The 19,666-nt window shown below is 67.3% G+C and carries 21 protein-coding genes; 14 read left to right on the forward strand and 7 right to left on the reverse strand.

Translation table 11 applies throughout. The features are described 5' to 3' along the window. The first annotated feature begins 139 nt into the window (after positions 1 to 139). Entirely contained in the window at positions 140 to 373 is a 234-nt protein-coding gene (locus tag R6Y94_RS03310; protein ID WP_318394249.1) for a hypothetical protein, read from the forward strand. A gap of 259 nt (positions 374 to 632) precedes the next feature. Here the strand turns inward: R6Y94_RS03310 and R6Y94_RS03315 are convergent, their stop codons facing one another. After that, positions 633 to 1,466, reverse strand: coding sequence for a hypothetical protein (locus R6Y94_RS03315; protein WP_318394250.1), 834 nt, complete (start codon positions 1,464 to 1,466; stop codon positions 633 to 635). Between the two features lie 240 nt (positions 1,467 to 1,706). Here R6Y94_RS03315 and R6Y94_RS03320 point away from each other — a divergent pair, with 240 nt between their 5' ends. Further along, positions 1,707 to 2,615, forward strand: coding sequence for a PIN domain-containing protein (locus tag R6Y94_RS03320; protein WP_318394251.1), 909 nt, complete (start codon positions 1,707 to 1,709; stop codon positions 2,613 to 2,615). 116 nt (positions 2,616 to 2,731) lie between these two features. Here the strand turns inward: R6Y94_RS03320 and R6Y94_RS03325 are convergent, their stop codons facing one another. Beyond that, on the reverse strand, positions 2,732 to 3,454 hold the full coding sequence (locus R6Y94_RS03325) for a hypothetical protein (RefSeq protein WP_318394252.1): 723 nt from the start codon (positions 3,452 to 3,454) through the stop codon (positions 2,732 to 2,734). A 38-nt stretch (positions 3,455 to 3,492) separates the two neighbouring features. Next, positions 3,493 to 4,011, reverse strand: coding sequence for a restriction endonuclease (locus tag R6Y94_RS03330; RefSeq protein ID WP_318394253.1), 519 nt, complete (start codon positions 4,009 to 4,011; stop codon positions 3,493 to 3,495). Positions 4,012 to 5,248: 1,237 nt separating this feature from the next. Here R6Y94_RS03330 and R6Y94_RS03335 point away from each other — a divergent pair. Together R6Y94_RS03335 and R6Y94_RS03340 are read left to right on the forward strand one after the other, a co-directional pair. Further along, positions 5,249 to 6,004, forward strand: coding sequence for an XRE family transcriptional regulator (locus tag R6Y94_RS03335; RefSeq protein ID WP_278063402.1), 756 nt, complete (start codon positions 5,249 to 5,251; stop codon positions 6,002 to 6,004). Positions 6,005 to 6,006: 2 nt separating this feature from the next. Then, positions 6,007 to 6,474 carry an NUDIX domain-containing protein gene (locus R6Y94_RS03340; RefSeq protein ID WP_318394254.1) on the forward strand — a complete coding sequence of 156 codons (468 nt, stop codon included), beginning with the start codon at positions 6,007 to 6,009 and terminating at the stop codon, positions 6,472 to 6,474. Positions 6,475 to 6,534: 60 nt separating this feature from the next. Here the strand turns inward: R6Y94_RS03340 and R6Y94_RS03345 are convergent, their stop codons facing one another. Both R6Y94_RS03345 and R6Y94_RS03350 read right to left on the reverse strand, forming a co-directional pair. After that, the gene (locus tag R6Y94_RS03345; RefSeq protein WP_318394255.1) at positions 6,535 to 7,224 is read right to left on the reverse strand and encodes an HAD family hydrolase; all 690 of its coding nucleotides are present in this window, start codon (positions 7,222 to 7,224) and stop codon (positions 6,535 to 6,537) included. Beyond that, on the reverse strand, positions 7,221 to 8,063 hold the full coding sequence (locus tag R6Y94_RS03350; protein WP_318394256.1) for a GntR family transcriptional regulator: 843 nt from the start codon (positions 8,061 to 8,063) through the stop codon (positions 7,221 to 7,223). Before R6Y94_RS03350 ends, R6Y94_RS03345 begins: the two co-directional genes overlap by 4 nt. A 139-nt stretch (positions 8,064 to 8,202) precedes the next feature. Between R6Y94_RS03350 and R6Y94_RS03355 the strand changes: the two genes are divergently transcribed. The 9 genes from R6Y94_RS03355 (at position 8,203) to R6Y94_RS03395 (ending at position 15,832) form a co-directional block, all read left to right on the forward strand. Next, a complete protein-coding gene (locus R6Y94_RS03355; protein WP_318394257.1) occupies positions 8,203 to 8,604 on the forward strand; it encodes a transcriptional regulator in 402 nt (133 codons plus the stop codon). Between the two features lie 297 nt (positions 8,605 to 8,901). Next, positions 8,902 to 10,500, forward strand: coding sequence for an FtsK/SpoIIIE domain-containing protein (locus tag R6Y94_RS03360; protein ID WP_318394596.1), 1,599 nt, complete (start codon positions 8,902 to 8,904; stop codon positions 10,498 to 10,500). Next, on the forward strand, positions 10,497 to 10,748 hold the full coding sequence (locus R6Y94_RS03365) for a hypothetical protein (RefSeq protein WP_318394258.1): 252 nt from the start codon (positions 10,497 to 10,499) through the stop codon (positions 10,746 to 10,748). The genes R6Y94_RS03360 and R6Y94_RS03365 overlap by 4 nt, the downstream gene beginning before the upstream one ends. A gap of 5 nt (positions 10,749 to 10,753) precedes the next feature. Beyond that, the gene (locus R6Y94_RS03370; protein WP_318394259.1) at positions 10,754 to 10,945 is read left to right on the forward strand and encodes a hypothetical protein; all 192 of its coding nucleotides are present in this window, start codon (positions 10,754 to 10,756) and stop codon (positions 10,943 to 10,945) included. Beyond that, positions 10,945 to 11,526, forward strand: coding sequence for a DUF2637 domain-containing protein (locus R6Y94_RS03375; protein WP_318394260.1), 582 nt, complete (start codon positions 10,945 to 10,947; stop codon positions 11,524 to 11,526). The genes R6Y94_RS03370 and R6Y94_RS03375 overlap by 1 nt, the downstream gene beginning before the upstream one ends. Next, positions 11,523 to 13,274: a replication initiator gene (locus R6Y94_RS03380; protein ID WP_318394261.1), complete on the forward strand. Its 1,752-nt coding sequence runs from the start codon at positions 11,523 to 11,525 to the stop codon at positions 13,272 to 13,274. Before R6Y94_RS03375 ends, R6Y94_RS03380 begins: the two co-directional genes overlap by 4 nt. Beyond that, the gene (locus R6Y94_RS03385; RefSeq protein WP_101367329.1) at positions 13,274 to 13,456 is read left to right on the forward strand and encodes a helix-turn-helix domain-containing protein; all 183 of its coding nucleotides are present in this window, start codon (positions 13,274 to 13,276) and stop codon (positions 13,454 to 13,456) included. The genes R6Y94_RS03380 and R6Y94_RS03385 overlap by 1 nt, the downstream gene beginning before the upstream one ends. Then, on the forward strand, positions 13,456 to 14,658 hold the full coding sequence (locus tag R6Y94_RS03390; RefSeq protein ID WP_318394262.1) for a tyrosine-type recombinase/integrase: 1,203 nt from the start codon (positions 13,456 to 13,458) through the stop codon (positions 14,656 to 14,658). The genes R6Y94_RS03385 and R6Y94_RS03390 overlap by 1 nt, the downstream gene beginning before the upstream one ends. Positions 14,659 to 15,085: 427 nt before the next feature. Beyond that, the gene (locus tag R6Y94_RS03395; RefSeq protein WP_318394263.1) at positions 15,086 to 15,832 is read left to right on the forward strand and encodes a hypothetical protein; all 747 of its coding nucleotides are present in this window, start codon (positions 15,086 to 15,088) and stop codon (positions 15,830 to 15,832) included. Positions 15,833 to 16,363: 531 nt separating this feature from the next. Here R6Y94_RS03395 and R6Y94_RS03400 read toward each other — a convergent pair. Next, a complete protein-coding gene (locus R6Y94_RS03400) occupies positions 16,364 to 17,725 on the reverse strand; it encodes an acyltransferase (protein ID WP_318394264.1) in 1,362 nt (453 codons plus the stop codon). A 232-nt stretch (positions 17,726 to 17,957) separates the two neighbouring features. Here R6Y94_RS03400 and R6Y94_RS03405 point away from each other — a divergent pair, with 232 nt between their 5' ends. Next, positions 17,958 to 18,500: a GNAT family N-acetyltransferase gene (locus R6Y94_RS03405; protein ID WP_318394265.1), complete on the forward strand. Its 543-nt coding sequence runs from the start codon at positions 17,958 to 17,960 to the stop codon at positions 18,498 to 18,500. A gap of 57 nt (positions 18,501 to 18,557) precedes the next feature. On the opposite strand, the gene R6Y94_RS03410 is transcribed toward R6Y94_RS03405, so the two are convergent. Next, positions 18,558 to 19,361 (reverse strand): aminoglycoside phosphotransferase family protein, encoded by an 804-nt coding sequence (locus R6Y94_RS03410; protein WP_318394266.1) that lies wholly within the window; start codon positions 19,359 to 19,361, stop codon positions 18,558 to 18,560. Positions 19,362 to 19,666: the final 305 nt, after the last annotated feature.

Below are 19,666 nucleotides of genomic sequence, written 5' to 3' on the forward strand. Positions count from 1 at the left end.
TGGCGGTGGAGCTGGTGCCGCGAACCGGCGACCGGTGGCAAGCCAGCGGGGTTTGGACTGGCGCGGCAGCCGGAAGCCCCAACCTCGACGGCGGGTGGTGTGCCGGCTTCCGTACCGGCCTTCGTGGTCCAATCCCTGGATGGGGTGGGACGAGCGTGTACCGGAGCTGCTGACGCGTCTGGGCGAGCTGGGCCTGGTCGGCATCGTCAAGATTGACGGGGAGCGGGAGCACAAGCCCTGGACGGTGGTGATTTCGGGCCAGCGGCTCGACGGGGCGTCGATCAGGTGCGACGGCAACAGTCTTGACCATTGCCTCCGCCATGTGGTCGCCAGGCTTCATGAGCGCTTCCCGGACGAGGTCGCCCCGAACTGACCCTGTGTCGGGGCGGTGTACCGGCGGCTGTCGGTGGCTCTCCGCCCCGGCGCCGTAGGCGGCCGGGGCGGCTTGCCGCCGGCCGGGCCTGCCGCCCCGCACCGCGCGGAGCGCGGTGCCTTGATCCAAAAGAGAACGTTTCGGCAATGCGTGAGGTGTAGCCAGGATCGCCTTGGTCAACAGATTGGCCTACCGGCTTGGACTTGGTGCTCGTCAACGACGCGCGGATGCCCGATCCACTGGTGTCCTGCCAGCCGCCTTAGACCAGATTCTCGTCGAAACCCTCCAGTTCCAACGCCCGCTGTGCGGTCGCCCGAGCGGTCTGCCCGAGAACGGCATACTGACTGTTGTACGCAGTCCTCCAGGTGGAGTCGCCTCGAACTACGCGATATAGAACCTGGCAGCCCTCGTCGATTCCGAAAGATACGTCGTCGGCGTAGAGTTCGTCGGGGGTGACTGGCATGATCAGCGTCCCAACAGGGAAACCCGTGGCAACGCTCACCTGGTCCAGCGTCGGATCGAAGAGCACGCGCTCCTGCGTCGCGAACAGCACGAGGTGACCTGCACCATCCCAGGGCCCGGCGTTCAAGGTCGGCGCACGCCTAACTCTGCCGCCAGCGGCGAGCGGGATGACGCCATTCACGGCCTCGCCCAGCATGCAGGAGCCGGCGGGACCCTGCGCCGCGACCGCAACCGGCACCGGCTCCGCCTTGATGTGAACCAGATCGGCTACACGGTCGAGCAGCGCTACACTCTCGATACACCGCGCTCTCGCGGCATTGAGCTGGGCGACGAGCCGAGTGGCGCGGCTGAGGACCGTGCTTCTTTGCGCGCGGGTGAGAGCCCGGATACCCCGGGTCTTGGTGCTGTTCCGGCCCGCTTTACCCATCCAGTTCCCCTCGTCCCAGACTCGGTTGGCAAGCAGGGTGATCGACGATACCGGTGGGGCACCTGGCACACCTAGCAAACCCTTTGACTTGGTGGGCGATGCTGGGAGCAAACCATTGACCTGCTTGGCGGAAGGAGCGATCGAGGCAACTGAGCTGCCCGAAAGGGTGGTCTGAGCTGCCAGAACAGTCCAAGCAGCGTTCACGGGTGTCCGTCGGTGTTGACCTCCGTCGTCACCCAGTCTGTCACTCGGTTGACGTGAGCTCTTGATTCCCAGACCTTGACGCGGAGAGCCGAAAGTCCGATACGACACACTGGTCCGCCACGCGGCGATTGTCCCGGCTGGGTTCGGTGTTCGGCAGGTTGCTGTACCCCACGTTGGCGAAACAACCCCTGGGGCCGCCACGCCGCCCGATACCGTCCATGGGCGTGTCAGAATCTCTGGATGCTTGTCACACCCCTACCTGGCACCAATCGCCAAAACTTGCGACAAACCCTCCGCCAACTCCATGCCGCTGCGACCAACGTTCGTGGCGGTGGCGCCGGCCACGGTGAGCAGGTTCCAATTGGTTCGTACTTTCGTTGGACGGACACTGCCGTCGGCCAACTGACGGGCCAAGTCGCCGAACGGGATATCCGGCGGCTCGTTCTTACTCCACGTTACTGGGCATTGCTCGGTTCGCCCAACATCGGTACCCCTCAGTTTTATGCCGTCCTTTCTCGTGAAATTGACCAGCGGATCGCCGAATTCGATGCCGCCAGTCGAGCCCTCGAAAGCCAGATCCACCGATGGGCTGATCTCGCCACCTATATCGTTCCGGACACAAGTTTCTTCTGCCAGGGAGAGCGCCTGTTTGACCAAGCGGACTATCACGGCATCCTCGACGTTAACTGGCGGGAACCAATTCGGTTGCTCATCCCTGTCGCCGTTGTCGACGAACTGGACGACCTCAAAGAAGCCCGCACTGAAGTGCGGCACCGCGCCCGAGTCTCGCTCGCCATTCTTGACCGTGTGGTCTCTGGGTCCCCCCAGGACCCTCACGAGCTCCGACCGCCCGAACTCCGCCAACTCAGCCCGGGGTTTCAGGTCCCGACTGGGCAACTGACCGTTGAGATTCTGCTCGACTCGCCCGGACACGTCCGCCTTCCAATAGTGGACGACGAGATCATCGACAGGGCGTTGGCCGTCCAGCCGCTCGCGGCACGTGAGGTGATCCTCCTGACCTGTGATACTAACCAATCGTTCCGAGCCCGCTCGGTCCGTCTCAAGGCAGTCAAGGCACCACGGAAAAACCAAAAGGCGGAGCTCGAAGCGGCGCACAAGGCCGAAGGTCAGCCGCCGACAAAGTCGTAGCGGGTCGTCGGATATTCTGGTTCGTCTCCGTCGGCTGCTACACAGAAACACACATGACCCTACGCTCGGGATCGCCTTAACTGTATCTACGCTGTGGTCGTCGCACCACTCAGTTGTCAGACTTGGGAGCGGAAAACCCGCAGGAGCTCGGATCCAAGGTCCGTCAACACAAAGGCGACACGCCCCTCGATACCCCCCCAGGTGTTTTCCCAAGCATTCCTTGTCAGGGAAAGCGAGGTTAGGGTTGCAAGAAGAAGGGGCAGTACTGGAGTGAGATGAGGCAGACGCTCTTGGAGCCAGGGCAACGTCGCGCCGGATCGGCCATTCGAACCATCTGGCTCCTTGGAGGTTGCGGCGGCCCCAGCCTCCTCGACCAATCTCATAACCTCTATGTGTTCCTGTTCCAACTGTTCAAGCACCCGGAATAACGCATTAGCTACCATCCGCTGATGGTGATCCGCATCTACGGCACCCGCGAGTATCGCCGCAAAAACCTTCAGTTTTTCCGACGTTCGCGCAACTTGTGCAGCTGAAAGGCCCCTGAGCCACAAGGCCGCCAGTTCGTCATCGTCCTCTAGTCTCGCCTTCAATGCGTCCGCATCTTCCTGCAAGGCCGCAACGGCAAGCGCCAGAACCTCTTGCTTTTTACGATCGCTGCGTTGCTCCACTACGTGCATTAATTCTGTGACGAATCCACCGCCGGGAACCAAGCTAAGTGTGCCTTTAGTCAGTACGCCCGCAACCACCTTGGCAATAGGCAGCGCCTTTGTCGCTCTTTTTTCTTCTGTAGAGGGTTCAACAATACGAGCAATCTCCGTTGGTATTTCTTCCGTCGACACTATTGCGCCTCCCTGTGAGCCCCCAGCTGCGACTAGCGCTAGCTCCAGAACTTGTTCCACTCTCCCGTCCGCAGAAAGCGTTCGAATGCGTCACTGCGGAGTTCCTCGATCCACTGAGGAGGAACCTCTTGCCAGCTTAGCTCCGCAGGATATCCAGGCACGCCCAGGAGTCCTGTCAACTCCTCCGGAGTTTCGACAGCAACTGTCAGGATATGTGGGTTCCGCGCATTGATTGCGCGCGTAACGGCATTATCAGTGAATCCGGAGTAGGAGTAGAGAATACCCTTGTCGGCGCTAAGGTCAAGTACCTTTCCTATGAATTGGTCAACCGCGCCAATGTCAAGAATGCGTCGGTGGCGTTTGCATTCGACGGCAACAGTAACCTCGATGCCAACAACAGTTCCTCTTGCAAGCACATCTACTTGCCTATCGGCCATGCTGAGACGACCCCGAACCTTCTGGTTGTGCACAACTTGGGCGCTGGGGTCCATAGCAGCTAGTAACTCTTGGACAGAAATTTCGTAGCGCTGCCATAAAGGGTCGACGGAGTCGGACACAGGCCCTCTCTTTCAAGGCGGCTCGATCGAACCCATGGAACCCGTGTTCCTCCAGTCTGTCAACGGCACTTCCGGCTAGTCAACGGACCGAACAGGCGGTTCATCTCCTGTCTGCTATCCCGTACGCCGTCAAGCTGGCGCCTTGGGCCGGGGTCTGCTCGACTGGGCCCGGGTCGACGGTGGGCAGGATGGCTCCCCCACCTCAGCCACATAAGGACCCGGCGGCGTCGGACCCACCGGCATACCGGGCCGGGGGATCCCCGCCGGAGGCGGCAGTAACCGCAACCTCGCACGTTCCCGGAGTTCGCCAATGCTCCACGCCCGGGTGCGGCCGGCCGGTCCGTCCTTCGCCCGTCTGGCGGTGGCGTGCGTCGAGCGCGCCGCGGGGCTCTTGCCCGGCCCGGCCGGCTGACGGCCCATCAACATTTCTTAGCTTCCACCGCTGTCGTCTCCGGCGACCCCTTGGGCTTCCGCTTTCCGTGCTAGCCGCTGGGCGTGCTGCGTGGCCGGAGTCGGAGCGTCAGCGGAGCGACGGATGCGCCCATGGCGGCGACGCGTGCGGCCCGTCAACGGCCGCTTTGAAGACGTACGGAAGGTCCCCCAGTGACGAATTAGGTTTAAGTCGGGTCCCTAAATGGGACGGCATTCGCCAGAATGGCAGCGGTGCAGGGCGCAGCGAGTTCCGTTGTGTAATAGCCGATCACATATGACGCGATAGTGATTCACTTGGTCGCCTTCGTACGTGACGGTACTTTCGCCTCGGTCGAAGTCAGGCAGGAACATGAAGACGTCGGCGATTAGCCCCGCTCTCTCGAAGGCTGCGGCAAGGTCCGAGGCGAAGAAGGGTATGTGGAGGATGAACCTATTGTCCTGCTCGCCCGGCTCTGTCATCCATGATGGATGTTGGCTCGCCCCGGGATTGATGGAATTCCGGGGTGGCCATTCTCTGGGGCGTCGGTATTCGGGCACGTCCGGTTTCCTTTCGGTTCCGGAGGTCGGGGCGCGGGTTAGAGGGTGATGGCCCGCGCCCCGACCGTTGGTGTCGTACTCACCTGCCCTCGCGGCCATGGCGGCGAGCACGGGGACAGGGACAATTCTGTACGACGGTGTGTAGTCAACGGCTGGTGGTGGGTACGGCGCATCCGCCCTGGTGGACTGCTGGTCGACGTCTGGGGGCGTTGGTAAACGTCCTGTGACGGGCTTGAAACGTCCTGTGGTGGAAACGTCCAATAGAGAGATGAACGAACGTCTGCGGACGGTGATGGTTCGTCGTGGGGTGCGCGTTGAGGATTTGGCCGATGAGTGCGGCGTGGATCCGAAGACGGTGGAGCGGTGGATCAGTCTGGGTCGGGTTCCGCATCGGCGGCATCGGTGGGCTACGGCGCGGCGGTTGGGTGCGGAAGAGGCGTACCTGTGGCCGGCGGTGCTCGCGTCGGTGGCCGGTAAGCGGGAGGAGGCCAGTCGTGCGGAATTGATCGAGGTTTTCCCGGATCGGGCGTCGGTGCCGCGTGAGACGTGGCTACGGCTGCTCACTGAGGCCCAGGAGCGGATAGACGTGTTGGTGTTCTCCGGGACTTTCTTCGCGCAGACACAGCCTCGGGTGGCGCGCATGCTCGCGGATCGGCTGTCGGCCGGGGTGCAGGTCCGGTTGTGCTTCGGCGATCCGGCGAGTGACGCGGTTGCGGTTCGGGATCGGGAGGAGGGGCTTGGCGGCACGTTGGCGGCGAAGATTCGGGCGTCGTTGACGTACTACCGGGAGCTGGCCGGCGTGGACGGGTGTGAGGTTCGGCTTCATCCGACGACGCTGTACGCGAGCCTGTTCCGGTATGACGACGAGATTCTGACGAACCCGCATGCGTATGGTGAGCCGGCGTCGGCGAATCCGACGTTTCATCTCCGTAAGGTCGACGGTGGCGGGCTGTTCGAGCATTACGCGGCCAGCTTCGACCGGGTGTGGGCTACGGCGGTGCCGTGGCTGGGGACGGAGGTCTGAGGATGGGTCGTGTCGAGCATTGGAACGATCCGGACGCGCCGAAGGCGAACACGCTCGTTCCTGCCTGCGGCGTGCTGGCGGTCGACGACCAGGGCGCGATCCTGCTGCAACGGCGGCGCGACACTGACCAGTGGGCGTTGCCGATGGGCAAGATGGAGATCGGCGAGACTCCGTCAGAGTGCGCGGTCCGGGAAACTCTGGAAGAGACCGGGGTCGAGGTCGAGGTGACCGGCATCGTCGGCGTCTACTCCGACCCGGGGCACATCGTGGCGTACTCCGATGGTGAGGTCCGGCAGGAATACGAGGTGACGTTGCTGGCCCGACCAGTTGGCGGGGCTCCGGCGGCCAACGACGAGGCGAGTGACGTTGCCTGGTTCCTGCCGGACGAGCTGGCGGGGCTGGACATCCATCCGACGATGCGGCGGCAGATCGCCGACTACCTGGCGGGGCGGGTGCCGCACGTCGACTGAGGGCACGAGAAACGCCCCGGGAATGATCGTCCGGGGCGCTCGTGTGCGGGGGTGGTGCTGCTACAGCTCGTCGACGGCGAAGGCGGCTACCAGGTCGGCCATGCTGTCGATGACGGCGTCCGCTGCGGCGAACCGTTCGCGTTTGCCGGGCTTGTTGGCGTACCCGATGGCGGCGACTCCGGCGGCGTGGGCCGCTTCGATGTCGCTGACTGAGTCGCCGACCAGGGCGCAATCCCGTGGGTCGGCGTGCAGCTCCCGGACGGCGTCCAGGACCGGGGCAGGGTTCGGCTTCATCCGGTCGGGGTTGGCGTGGGCGCGGCCGATGACCGGGTGTACGTAGCTGGTGAGTCGGCGACCGGTCAGGTAGGCGTGGACGGCGTCGGCGGAGTTGTTCGAGACCACGGCGACCCGGCGGCCGGTTTGGTGTGCGGCGACGATGACTTCACGGCCGTACGGGGTCGGTTCGGCGGTGCGGGCCGCGGCGACCTCCTCGCGGGTCAGTGCCTCGTCGACCTGGCGGACGACGGCGGGGCGGCCCAATGTGGCGGTGAAGCGTAGGACGGCCAGCGGGTCGGGCTCGTGCAGGATGTCGGCGGGCAGGGTCACGCCCTGGTCGACAAGGAGGCGGCGCAGCTCGTGAGCGACGGTCGAGGCGGGGCGCTGGGCGAAGATGTTGCACACCGGTCCGTCGAAGTCGAGCAGGACGACGCGGGCGCGGTCGACGACGGCGGCGAGGTCGGCGCGGCTCACGAGGCGTACTCGCGGGCGATCGTGGTCCACATGCTGTCGAACCAGGCGCGGGCCTGCTCGACGTAGAGGGCGTCATTGGAGGAGTCTTCGTCGCTCGGGGTGAACGGGAAGAGGATCGCGTCTTTGCCCATCGCGTCGTAGATCGCCATCGGCTTGCCCTCGACCATCACAGTGTGCTCGACGACGGGGTAGAAGCCGAAGAACGCTTCCTGTTCGTTGATGATGAACAGCTTGAACAGCGGGGCTGCCTTGTGGACTCGTACCTCTGCGGTGGCGGTCTTGACCAGGCCCAGGTCTGCGAGTTCCTGTACGGCGTCGGTCACGGCGTGGATCGACCGGTCGGTGATCCGGCGGGCGCGCTCGCGGATGGCGGGGTCGTCGGCCTGGTCCTCGGCGCGGCAGGGGATCGCCATCGGGGCGGTCATGTCGGAGATCAGTACCCGTAGCCGGATCGACTCGGGTGTCAGCCGGCCGATGCGTACCTTGTCCAGGGTTTCCTGGATGGCGTTGTAGAGCGTCTCGCCGGAGAAGCCGGCGAAGTCGATCGTGACGTTCGTGGCCTCGAAGGCGCGTTCGACGTGCGGGCGGAGTCCTACCGGGCGTTCGGTGTTGGCGCGGACGAAGGTGCCGCTGCCCTGCCGGGTGACGATCAGCCGTTCCTCTTGCAGCTTCCGTAGCGCTGCCTTGATCGTCTCGCGGGCGACGCTGAACCGCTCGACGAGATCGTGTTGTGACGGCAGCTTCTCGCCAGGGGCGAACCTGCCGGTTTTGATCTCGGCGCGGAGTACGGCGGCGATCTGCTGCGACGGGGTGCGCGGGTCATCAGGGTCAAGACTCATGGCCGGACACTACCGCTGACTAGCCAAGCTAGGAAAGTTCCCCAACTGTCATTGACATGACTAGCCAAGCCGACCTACCTTTGATCCACACAACCTGGCTAGTCAAGCCAGCCAGGGTGAGAGGTGGAGGTACTGAGCGATGGCTCTGCGTGGCGGTACGAGGTTCGCCGTGCGTTGTGAAGACGTGTTCCCGGCGGGGTGCGCGTTGGTGCCCGAGTCGCTGGGTGAGGTGGAGGACTACGACGAGAAGACGGGCCGGCGGTCTCCGGCAAAGGACAAGGTGACCGGTCAGCGGGTGTGGCAGGTCCGGGTGATGGACCTTGACCCGGAGCTGGGGAAGCGGTCGCGGGAGACGACGGTCAAGATCTCGGCCGACTACCAGCCCGTCCCGCCGACCGGTACGCCGTTCGAGGCGGTCGAGTTCGAGGGGATGACGGTCACGCCGTACGTGGCGAGCAACGGCCGGATGGCGTACTCCCTGCGGGCTACCGCGCTGCGTGCCCCGGCCGGCGTGGCCGGCAAGCAGAAGGCGGCTGCGTAGCCGCTTCAAGGTGGGCGGGGCTGTCTGATCTTGGCGGAACGGCAGCCCCGCCCCTCTCTGTCTTCCCCCTGCTCGTGACGAGAGAGGTAGTGACGTGTCCAAGCGTAGGCGTCCGGCTGGCCAGAACCGGCCCCGGTGCACCGTGTGTCAGTCCCGATTCGACCCCGCCACCGGCGATGAGGGCCAGTGCGGTAGCTGTGCCAATCAGCTCATCCTTCCGCTGCCTCCGGTGCGGGACGCATCGGGCCGGTTCGTGTCCCTGCGAGGTGCCAAGTGATCGGGCGGCCTCGCGGTGAAGTGGTGACGACCTCGGCCGGTGACCTGCTGATCGCCCGACCGAAGCGGTTCGAACTGCCAGTCTGGGCGGTGCTGCTCGGCCTGCTGCTGCGCTGGTCCTGGCGGGCGGCCTGGTGGTGCCTGCGTCACCCGGTCGCCACCGGCACGGCGACCCTGGCCATCTGGCTCTACGTCGAGCACGGCTGGCCCGGCCTGGTCGTGCCGGCGGTCCTGCTGTCGGCAGCCTCGGCGGTATGGCGGTGGCGGCACGAATCATCGTGGTGGGCCTGGTTGGCGGGTCCGCTGCTGGGCTCGTTCCGGCGGGTGTTCGTCTACCGCCGGGTCTGGCGCGAGGCGATGACCCTGTGCGGGCTGTCCGCGAAGTACGACCATCGGATCGTCCTGCCGGAACTGCTGGCCGTCCGCTCAGATCCGGCGCTCGACGTGCTGACCATCCGGATGGTCCGGGGCCAGACACCGGAGGAGTTCCAGGCGGTCACGGCAAACCTGGCGTACGCCTTCGGCCGGCGACATGCCCGCGTCTACTCCGAGCGCCCCGACGATCCGCCGATCCGTACCGGCCGGGCCGCGTGGCTGCTGCGGGCGGTCGACCGGGTCCGCTTCCGGGACCGTCCGACGATCGTCTACCTGGCCCTGGTACGAACCGACGCGCTGCGTACCGTCGTCCCACCCTTCCCGGTCCCGACGATGCCGGACTTCACCGCGCTTAACCTGGCCCGGCGGGAAGACCTGCGTACCTGGTCGCTTCACCTGCTGGCGACACACGTCCTGGTCGGCGGCGCGACCCGGCGCGGCAAGGGCTCCGTGCTCTGGTCACTGGTCCGGGCACTCGGCGGCGGGGTCGCCTCCGGCCTGGTGCGGCTGTGGGTCATCGACCCGAAGGGCGGGATGGAGTTCGCCATCGGGCGGCCGATGTTCGCCCGGTTCGCGTGCAAGTCCTTCGAGGCGATGGCGGACCTGCTCGACGAGGCGGTAGCGGTCCTGCGGGAACGGCAAGCCCGGCTGGCCGGCGTCGTCCGGGTACACACCCCGACCGAAGCTGACCCCCTGGTCGTGGTCGTCATCGACGAGATGGCCGCGCTGACGGCGTACCTGCAAGACGCCGACCTGCGTAAGCGCATCGCGTCGTCGCTCGGGGTGCTGCTCTCCCAGGGGGCCGGCGTCGGGGTCCTGGTCGTGGCCGCGTTGCAGGACCCGCGCAAGGAGGTACTGCCGTTCCGGGACCTGTTCCCGACCCGGATCGCGCTCGGCCTGACCGAGGCGTCGCAGGTCGACATGGTCCTCGGCGACGGTGCCCGTAACCGAGGTGCGCTGGCTGACCAGATGCCGCGATGGGCCAAGGGCGTCGGGTACGTGATCCTCGACGGCACTCCGGAGCCGATGCGGGTCCGCTTCTCCTACGTCACCGACGACGACATCCGGGCCATGGCCAGCCAGTACCCGGCGCCGGTCGACGCGGCGGACATCCTCGCCCAGGTCGGCCGGGAAACCGCCACCGAACCGGCCCGCGTGCCGTTGCCGCGGCGTCCGTCCGGGCCGCTGCTGCCCGAATCGCTGCGGAACCTGCTCGACCGGGACAACGGCGGTGAGCGCCGATGACCGCACCGTCCGGACGCCGGTTCTACCGGCTCCGCACCCCGGAACCCGCCACGGCGGTATCCGTCCGCGTCGACCCCGACCGGCCCGACCCGTACCCGATCTACCTCGCCGTCGGTGCCGGCCGGCGCCGGATGTCCCTGACCCCCGACGAGGCGTGGGCGCTGTGGCGCTGCCTCTCCGAAGCCGTCGCATCCCTCGGCGAACCGCCCGACCACATCCGCACCGACGTACGCGCGCACCGGAGGTAACCGCCGTGAACCCCTTCACCCGACTCGCCAACAAACTCCGTCGACCGATGCGTGTAGAGATCGCCGGTCCGGCTGACCAGGTCGCCGCCGCGCTGCACGGGATCGCGGCGCTCGTCCATCGCCATGGCGACAAGGTTGGTCCGCGCTTCCGTATCGACCTGACCATCCGGGAGAAGTCGAACGGAGGTCAGCAGTGATGCGCCATCGGGCCGAATCCGTCGCACGGGTGCTGATCCTGCTCGCCATCGGCGGGATGGCCGGCGCCGCTGCCTTCACCCATGTCCACGACCTCACCGTCGCGCACGGCCAACCCGACTGGATCGGCTGGGCCAACGCGGTAGCCGTCGAGCTGATGGCCATCTACCTCGGCCTGGAGATCCGCGCCCGGCGGCGAAACGGCCGGCCCGTCGGCCTGGTCGGCGTCCTCCTGGTCGGGTTCGCGCTGCTGTCCCTGGCGGCCCAGGTCGCCGAAGCCGAACCCTCGGTGTGGGGATGGATCGTCGCCGCCGTCCCCTCGCTGGCGTTCCTCGCCCTGGTCAAGGTCGTACTATCCAGCGCACCCGCGACCCCGGAAGCCGCTGCTGACCGGGCGCCCGTCGAGCTGGTGACGGCCGTCGACGAGCAGCCCGACCCGGAGCCGGAACCCGCTCGGCAACCGGAGCCGAGCACCCATCTACCCGTCCCCGTCGTCACGTCCGAATCGGTCCCGTCGGCGGTCCGGCCTCCGCTGGGCGTGGTCCGTGCGGATCGGCCGCAGGTCGTCGGGATCGTGCGATGACTGCACCGACGTTGCCCGGCCTCGCACCGGCCGCCCCGGTCGTCGAGCCTCCTCGGCCGGGTTCCCGGGCGGCGCGGATGGGCCTGCCCCGTGCGGTGGACGTACTGCGGGACATCGCCACCGAATACGGCGTCTGCATCCGCCCTCTGGCCATGCGCCGCACCGACCTCGCCACCGGGTTGACCGAGGTGATCGACCTACCGTGCGGCGCGACTCGGGACGACAAGTGCCCACCGTGCGCCAAGAAGAACCGGCGACTGCGGCAGGCACAGATCCGGGAGGGCTGGCACCGCGACGACGAACCGCTACCGCCCCCGGAACCGGCGACCGAGGAGCAGAAGGCGCTGATCCTGCTGCGCGGTCACCTGGAGTTCTCCCGCGACGAGGCATCCCGGGCGTCCCAGCTGGACCAGGTCGCCGACCTCGACGAGGCAATCCGGGAGGTGGAAGAGGCGATCGCGGCCGAAGGGCTCCGTGGCCGGGTCGCGCCCCCGCACTCGACCGGCGACGACGACCAGGGCGACGAGGACACCGGCCGGCGCCGCAAGCGCTCCACTCGGCGGCGGCAGGATGCTCCGGACCTACCTCGGCGCAAGGTCGAGCGGCGCACCGTCGGGAAGACGTACACCGCCCCGGACGGCTCGACTTACCGGCCGTCGATGTGGTTGACGCTCACCCTGGATTCGTACGGCCCGGTACGCCCGGATGGCACCCCGGTCAACCCTGACCGGTACGACTACCGGCGGGCGGCCTGGGACGCGGTCCACTTTCCGCGACTCCTCGACCGGTTCTGGCAGAACCTCCGGCGCTGTGAGGGCTGGAACGTCCAATACGCAGGGTGCGTCGAGCCGCAACGACGACTCGCCCCACACGCGCACTTCGCCATCCGGGGCACCATCCCCCGGGAGGTGCTACGCACAGTGGCGGCGGCCACCTACCACCAGGTGTGGTGGCCGTCGACCGACGTGCAGCGGTACACCCTCGACCGGCTGCCTGTCTGGGATGAGCAGGCGTCAGCGTGGGTCGACCCGGATAGCCGCGACCCGCTGACCACCTGGACGGAAGCGCTGGACGCGCTCGACGACGACCCGGACGCGGAACCGGTACACGTCGTGCGCTTCGGCACCCAGGTCGACGCGCGTGGGGTCATGCCCGGCACCGAAGACGCGGAACGGACGATCCGGTACGTCACGAAGTACATCACCAAGCACACGGGCGACTGCCACAAGATCACGACTGGTCGGCAGCGAGCGCACCTGGACCGGCTCTGGCAGGAACTCCAAGTCACCCCGTGTACCGACCGGTGCGCGAACTGGCTGCTCTACGGCGTCCAGCCGAAGAAGGCACACGCCAAGCTCAAGCCAGGGCGCTGCAAGGGCAAGGTCCACCAGCGGAACACCCTCGGCATCGGCGGCCGGCGCATCCTCATCTCCCGCGACTGGTCGGGCAAGACGCTCTCCGACCACAAGCACGACGCGCGGGCCTGGGTGCGGGCGCTGCTCGGCGTGACGGTCGGCCTGGACGGAGTCGACGACCAGGGCGCCACCGTCGAACCGGTCCGGCACGCCTGGGAACTCGCCCGGCCCGACGATCCCGACGTGGGGCCGCTGGCCCATCGACTGCTGCGGTCGATCAGCGAGCGTGCCCGATGGCGCTCCGAACTCCTCGCCGCGAGGGACCGGGCCGCCCAGCTACCGGAGGACGGATCGGCGACGGGAGCAGGCGGCGCAACGGGGGAGGGGCTGTGATGGTGGCGAACGATGGACTTTGGACGATCCGGGAAGTGGCGGCGTACCTGCGGGTGCCGACGGAGACGCTGTACCGCTGGCGCAAGGTCAAGTACGGTCCGCCGGCGGCCCGGGTCGGTCGACACCTGCGGTACGAACCGGAAGCGGTCCGGTCATGGGTGCGTCAGCAGGCGGCGGCCTGATGGCACACGTCGAAGATCGCTGGTACGACATCGTCCGACACCCTGGCGGCCGCAAGGAACGGGTCAAGTCCGACCGGTTCGGCAAGGGACTCCGGTACCGGGTCCGCTACATCGGGCCGGACGGTCGGGAACGTAGCCGGTCATTCCCCGACCGTGCAAAGCGGGACGCTGAGGCGTTCCTCGTCTCGACCGAGACGGACAAGCTGCGGGGCTCGTACATCGATCCGATCGCCGGTCGGATGACCTTCGCCGAGTACGCCGAAACCTGGCTGCGGACGAGGTCGTTCGACGAGTCGACTCGGGAGGTCACGGAGTTCCGGGTACGCAAGCATCTGCTGCCGTTCTTCGGCTCTCGGCAACTGGCCTCGATCAAGCCGGGTCACGTCCGGGAGTGGGATGCCAGCATGGTCGGGAAGCTGGCCCCGGCGACCCGATCCGTGATCTTCGCGCACCTGCGGACCATCCTCGGCGCGGCGGTCGATGACGAACGGATCGCCAAGAATCCGTGTTCGGCGAAGTCGGTCAAGGCCCCGCGACCGGTGCAGCGTCGGGTGGTGCCGTGGCGGTACGAACAGGTTTCGGCAATCCGCGGTGCCCTCGCCCAGCGGTACCGCGCCATGGTCGATCTGGGTGCCGGCTGCGGGCTGCGGCAGGGTGAGATCCTCGGCCTCGGGGTCGATGACATCGACTTCGACGCGGGATGGCTGCACGTCTCCCGTCAGGTCAAGCTCGTCCGTTCCCGGCTGGTGTTCGGCCTTCCGAAGAACGACCGGGACCGACGGGTACCGCTGCCCGACTCCGTCGCCCAGGCGCTGCGCCAGCACCTCGACGACTTCACCCCGCTGTCCCTCACGCTGCCATGGGAGAACCCGGCCGACGACGAGCGGGTCACGGTGCCGCTGTTGTTCACCACCACCCGACGCGGTGCGATCAACCGCCGCACCTTCGACGGCAAGAGCTGGCGCCCGGCTGTCGTGGCGGCCGGCATCACGCCGACCCGGGCGACCGGCATGCACGCGCTACGCCACTTCTACGCCTCGGCGCTGCTCGACGCGGGGGAGAGCATCAAGGCTCTCGCCTCGTACCTCGGCCACGCCGACCCCGGCTTCACGCTCCGGGTGTACACGCACCTGATGCCGGCCAGCGAGGAACGCACCCGCAACGCGATTGACGACCTGTTCGATCCGGGGGAGAAGCCCTGACGGCCCGGCGACGGCCCACAGCGGTTGTCGCCGGGCTCCGCTCCTGGTCAGAGCGGGTTCCATCTTCATAATCCGGCGTACAGGTCGACTCGTCCGTCGTACCCCAGGTCAGAGTCGTGATCATGGCTCTAGCCTGGTCCGATGTTTGGGCGTCTCTTGGCGTTGATGGTGCACATTGGGCGACGCTCGACGCCCTGGAGAGCCCTGACGCCCTGATCTTGGTGGCGGACTGTCAAGCTTGGGACCTCGTTGGGACGGTGATCCCTGCCAAGGTCGACAAGCTGCGCTCCTGGGCACGGTGCCCTGGTTACCTGCTGTTCCCCGTGGTTTCCGCCGGTTCGGGAACAGGGGGCACGCGCCAAGGCAACCGTCGAGCCCAGTCAGGCCGGACCAGCGCAAGCGGCTACGGGTCTGCGAGGATCGGCAGATGCCCTTTCCCGGCTACCTCAATCGCTTCCACCCGCCGGTTGATGCATCCGTGCTCGTCGACGCGACGCCGTGGCTTGCTGACCCCTTGTTCTGGCCGGCGTTTCTGCTCTCCGTGGGCGGCTCCTACACGGCTGCGTTGGCCTTCGACCTTGATCCGGCGGATGTCGAGGTCTACGCGGAGGAGATGCACCAGCACAACAGCTGGCCCGTCATCTCCCTGGACCTCAGCCAAGGCCACCGCATGCACATCCTCTTCCGCAACTACGAGGGCGATTCGGGATGGGACTATCTGCTTCAGCAAGCGGGATCCGACGAGGTGATCACCGCCGCAGCGCTGGAGGGCGGCTTCCACGGGCCGGCGCTCTCGTGGCCGGAGCTGGTCAGGACGGCCGGTCAACCGAACCCGAAGCACAGTCAGGCGGAACGCCTCCTCCTGCTCCTTCCTGCTGTCGGTGACGCGGCTACTCCGCCCGGAGCCAACCAGGTGATAGCGGCGGCCGTCACCGCTGTGGGCGGCCAATGCCGACAGAAGGACGTTGCCGGGGAGCTGCTGGCCGCGAGCAATCGATTCTGGGGCTACTGCGATTGGACAGAGCAGAAGGGGCTGCCCGTCTGCCTCGGGCACCACAGCCCTCGTCATCTGGAAGCGCCGGCTGACCGCTTGGCCGTGCTGGCCGAGGCCTTCGGCGGCGCCCTGCTCGATGAGCAAGCGGCGAAGTCCGGTGGCGACGGTTGTTGGGGCTGAGTAGCCCGCGAAGGTACTGCACACTGGTCCCGTCGAAGTCGAGCAAGATGACGCGGGCGTGGTCGACGAAGGCAGCAAGGTCGGTGGGGCTCACGGGGCGTACTCATGGGCGATGGTTCCCCACATGCTGTCGAACCACATGTTCACGGCGGGGTGCGGGTTAGTGCCCGAGTCGCTGGGTGAGGTGGAGGAACGGTCTTCGGGCTGCCCAAGAACGATCGGGATCGACGGATCCCGCAGGTGCTGGCCAGTACCGAGACTCCGGCGCTCGATGGCCGGTTTACGTACGATTCAGAAGGCGGCATGGTCTGCGCTACGGGGCCGCGTGAAACGCACTGGGGAAGATCTTGCCGGTTGGGGTGGGCGCGGTCGCGGCCGTTCCGGAACGTATGGGCAGTTGATCGCGTCGGCCGAGGCGAACGGTTTCGAGTTCGACGACTGATTCCTCACGTCATTCGTGGGTGTCCGGCGGCGCGATCGACGACATGGTCTGCCCCGGCGTACAGGTCGACTCGTCCGTCGTACCCCGGGTCAGGGCTGTGACCATGGCTCTGACCTGGCCGTAACGCCCCCCGCCTCGATCGGGTCGGGCGTTGCGCCATTCTGCGGGAGACCCTCGGACACTTGTGGCGCTCGCCCCGGCCGAGGCGGCTGAACGCGGCGTGCCAGCTTGCGGCCCCATGTCTGGCTCGGCGCTTCGATGTAACGGTACGTCAGTACGCACAGCGGGATCAGGACGGCGTAGAACGCCACTTCGAGCACGAGATTGTTCTGCTGCCACCGGCCGATCGTGCCGTCGGTCACCGCCAGCAGCACCGGATGCACCAGGTAGACCGAATAGCTGATCGTGCCCAATCCGATCAACCAGCCTGGTATCAGTCGGCGGCGCAACGCCAGCCCGACGCCGAAGGTAAGCACGGCCAACAGAAAAGCCGTGATCCAGCCGCGCCGCGTGAAATGCCCCCCATTGCCGAACGCGTACGCACTCCCCACGGCGCAGGTGAGCACCACGGCGGCCGTCCAGGCCGCGACCCGCCAGGTGCTCTGACCGCTCTCGGCCCGGTAGACGGCGGTGCCGAGGAACATGACGGCGAGGATCACCAGGCCCTCCCACACCGGAACCGTGCCGTTGAAAGGGACCAGGACGAGCGCCAGCACCCCGCCCAACAGGCCACCGAACAGCCGAAACGCGGGTGGCCCGGCGCTTGCACAAAAAACGGCGATCACCATGGCGATCAGGGCAACCGCGATCAGCGGGCCGGTGCCGAACACGTCGGAGAGGGCCGAGGCCGGCAGCGTGACGCCGGCCGCCACGCTCACGGCAGCCAGTACGGCCAGGGTGACGGCGACCGCCGTCGACCGCTGGTTCAGGCGGACGGTGAAGAGGGCCACGACCAGCAGGTAGAAGGCCATCTCGTACGACAGTGTCCACAGCACGAGGAGGAGATTGGGCGTACCCAGCAGCTCTTGGAGCATCGTGAGGTGGGCGAGGGCCACCGTGGCCATGCTCTGCTGACCGAAGTCACGGATGTTCGCGACGCCCAGCAGACTGGCCACGAGGAGCGCAGCGACGACAGCGACCCACAGCGGGTAGATGCGGAACACCCGTCCGATCCAGAACGTCCTGATACAGCCCTTGCGCTCCAGCGACGCGGGGATGATGTAGCCGCTGACGAGGAAGAACACCATGATGCCGTACCGGCTGGTGTTGAACTGTGCCATCAGCTCCGGTCGCAGCTCCGCCATGAAGGCGTACGACGAGTGGTCGAACACGACGACGAGTGCGGCGATGCCGCGCAACGCGTCCAACCAGCCCAACCGCGTTTTGTGGGTGGGCGTGCCGGATGCGGCTGGCGCTGTCCCCGGCGGCGGGACAGGGTTGGTGGTGTCCATACTCATCCTTCGAATGCGATCCTCGCCGGTGTTCGACGACACCCATCCTCCACCGGCCTGCCTCGATTCCCCGTCCCACGGGGCATGGGACCGAGCCTGATGGGTTGCCTGCCCCGCACGATCCCGGGTCGGACCCGACGATCAGCCAGGCCGTCGGCGCCCCGGGCGAACCGTGCTGCGCGGAGCGGGGCTGATTGAATGACGACCTGACGGGGCATCTGCGAGGAGGGCCATGACGCTGACCAGCCGGCTTGCCCGGCGTGCGGACGTACCGGAGTTGCTGCCGCTGATCGACGCCGCGATCGTCGAGTTGCAGAAGGGCTTCCTCGACGAGGCGCAGATCGAGTCCAGCCGCTCGATCATGGGCATCGACACCCAGTTGGTCGACGACGGCACCTACTTCGTGGTCGAGTCGGCCGGCAGGCTCGCCGGCTGCGGCGGGTGGAGTCGCCGGGCCACCCTCTACGGCGGTGACCACTCGCAGGGCCGGGACCCCGCAGTGCTCGATCCGGCCCGGAACCCGGCCAAGGTCCGCGCGATGTACACCCACCCCGACTTCACCCGCCGGGGCGTCGGCCGGCTGATCCTCGCCCGCTGCGAGGCGGCCGCCGCTGCCGAGGGCTTCCGGACGCTCGAACTGATGTCGACGCTCGCCGGCCGGCCACTCTACGAGGCGGCGGGATTCGTACCGGTCGAGCAGGTAGAGGACCCGGCCGGCGGCGTACCCGTGCGACTGGTCCGGATGCGCAAGCCGATCGCGGCCCCGGCACGCTGACGTCCGGGCGGCCGGAGACCGCCGCCGCCCGGAACGCGGCGACGGCCTCCGGGTCGCTCAGCCGGCGGAGACGGCGCGTTCGAGCAGGGTACGGTGCCGGACCATCCATCCGGCGGCCCGCGCCCGCCAGGCGAGCGCCCACAGCGGCGCCGGGTCGGTCGACTCCGGCGTGATCCGGGCCCGGGTCGCCTCGGCGGCACAGTCCCGAATGGCGAGCTCGATCATTCGGCGGACCAGGCCGGCCCGGTCTGCCGCCGGCAGCTCGTAGCCGTCCAGGAACAGCCGTAGCTGGCGGGCCCGGGCCGCGGGGTCCGCCAGGTGGTGGCGTTCGGCGATGTCGTCGTCGTGCAACTGGGCGTTCCACCACCCGGTGGCGACCACCTCGTCGAGCCGGTCGACCGGCCCGGCCAGGGTCCAGTCGATGAACGCCACCGGCCGACCGGCCCGGGCGACGATGTGCCACGGACCGGCGTCGCAGTGCCCGATCACCGAGTCGGGCCCCTCCCGGTGCATCCACCACGGCTGCCAGGAGGCGTCCGGCGGTGGCCGGAAGCTCGCGGTGGCGGTGTGCAGCTCGCGCAGTAGCCTGCCGACCTGCCAGATCCCCTCGTCCGTCCAGGCCCGGGGGTGCATGATGTCGCCCTCGACGTACGTCAGCATCTCGTTGCCGTTGCCGTCGATGCCCGTACCGACCACCCAGGGGGAGCCGGGAAACCCGACCTCTTCCAGATGGTGCAGCAGGCTGTGCACGGTACCGGTCCAGGGCTTGGCGGCGCGCCGCACGATCTGGCCGGTACGGATGACCTGACTCGGTCCGCCCTCGGCCGCCGTCAACGGCTCGAAGGATGTCGTGGAATCCACGGATACTCCTCGGTTCAGCGCAATGAGCGGTGAGAGACAGCGCCGGATCACCGGCGCCAACGGCTGGCGGCGCGGAGGGTTTCCGCGGCCAGCGGACCGCTACGACGCGAGGAGTCGGCGACTCGGCCGGCGGTGGAGGCCGGCGGGAGCCGCTGGGGCGAGTGCCCGGAGGTCAGCTCGCGGCGCGACCGCGCGTCGTCGCGGTGTTGGCTATCGCGCCAATGACGGTGCACACCATGTCGTCGACCTCCTCAAAGAGTCGGGCGCTGCGAGAGTACGACTCCGCCCCACCATCCGCCACCGAA

Source organism: Plantactinospora sp. KLBMP9567, assembly GCF_033446045.1.
Lineage (GTDB): Bacteria > Actinomycetota > Actinomycetes > Mycobacteriales > Micromonosporaceae > Plantactinospora.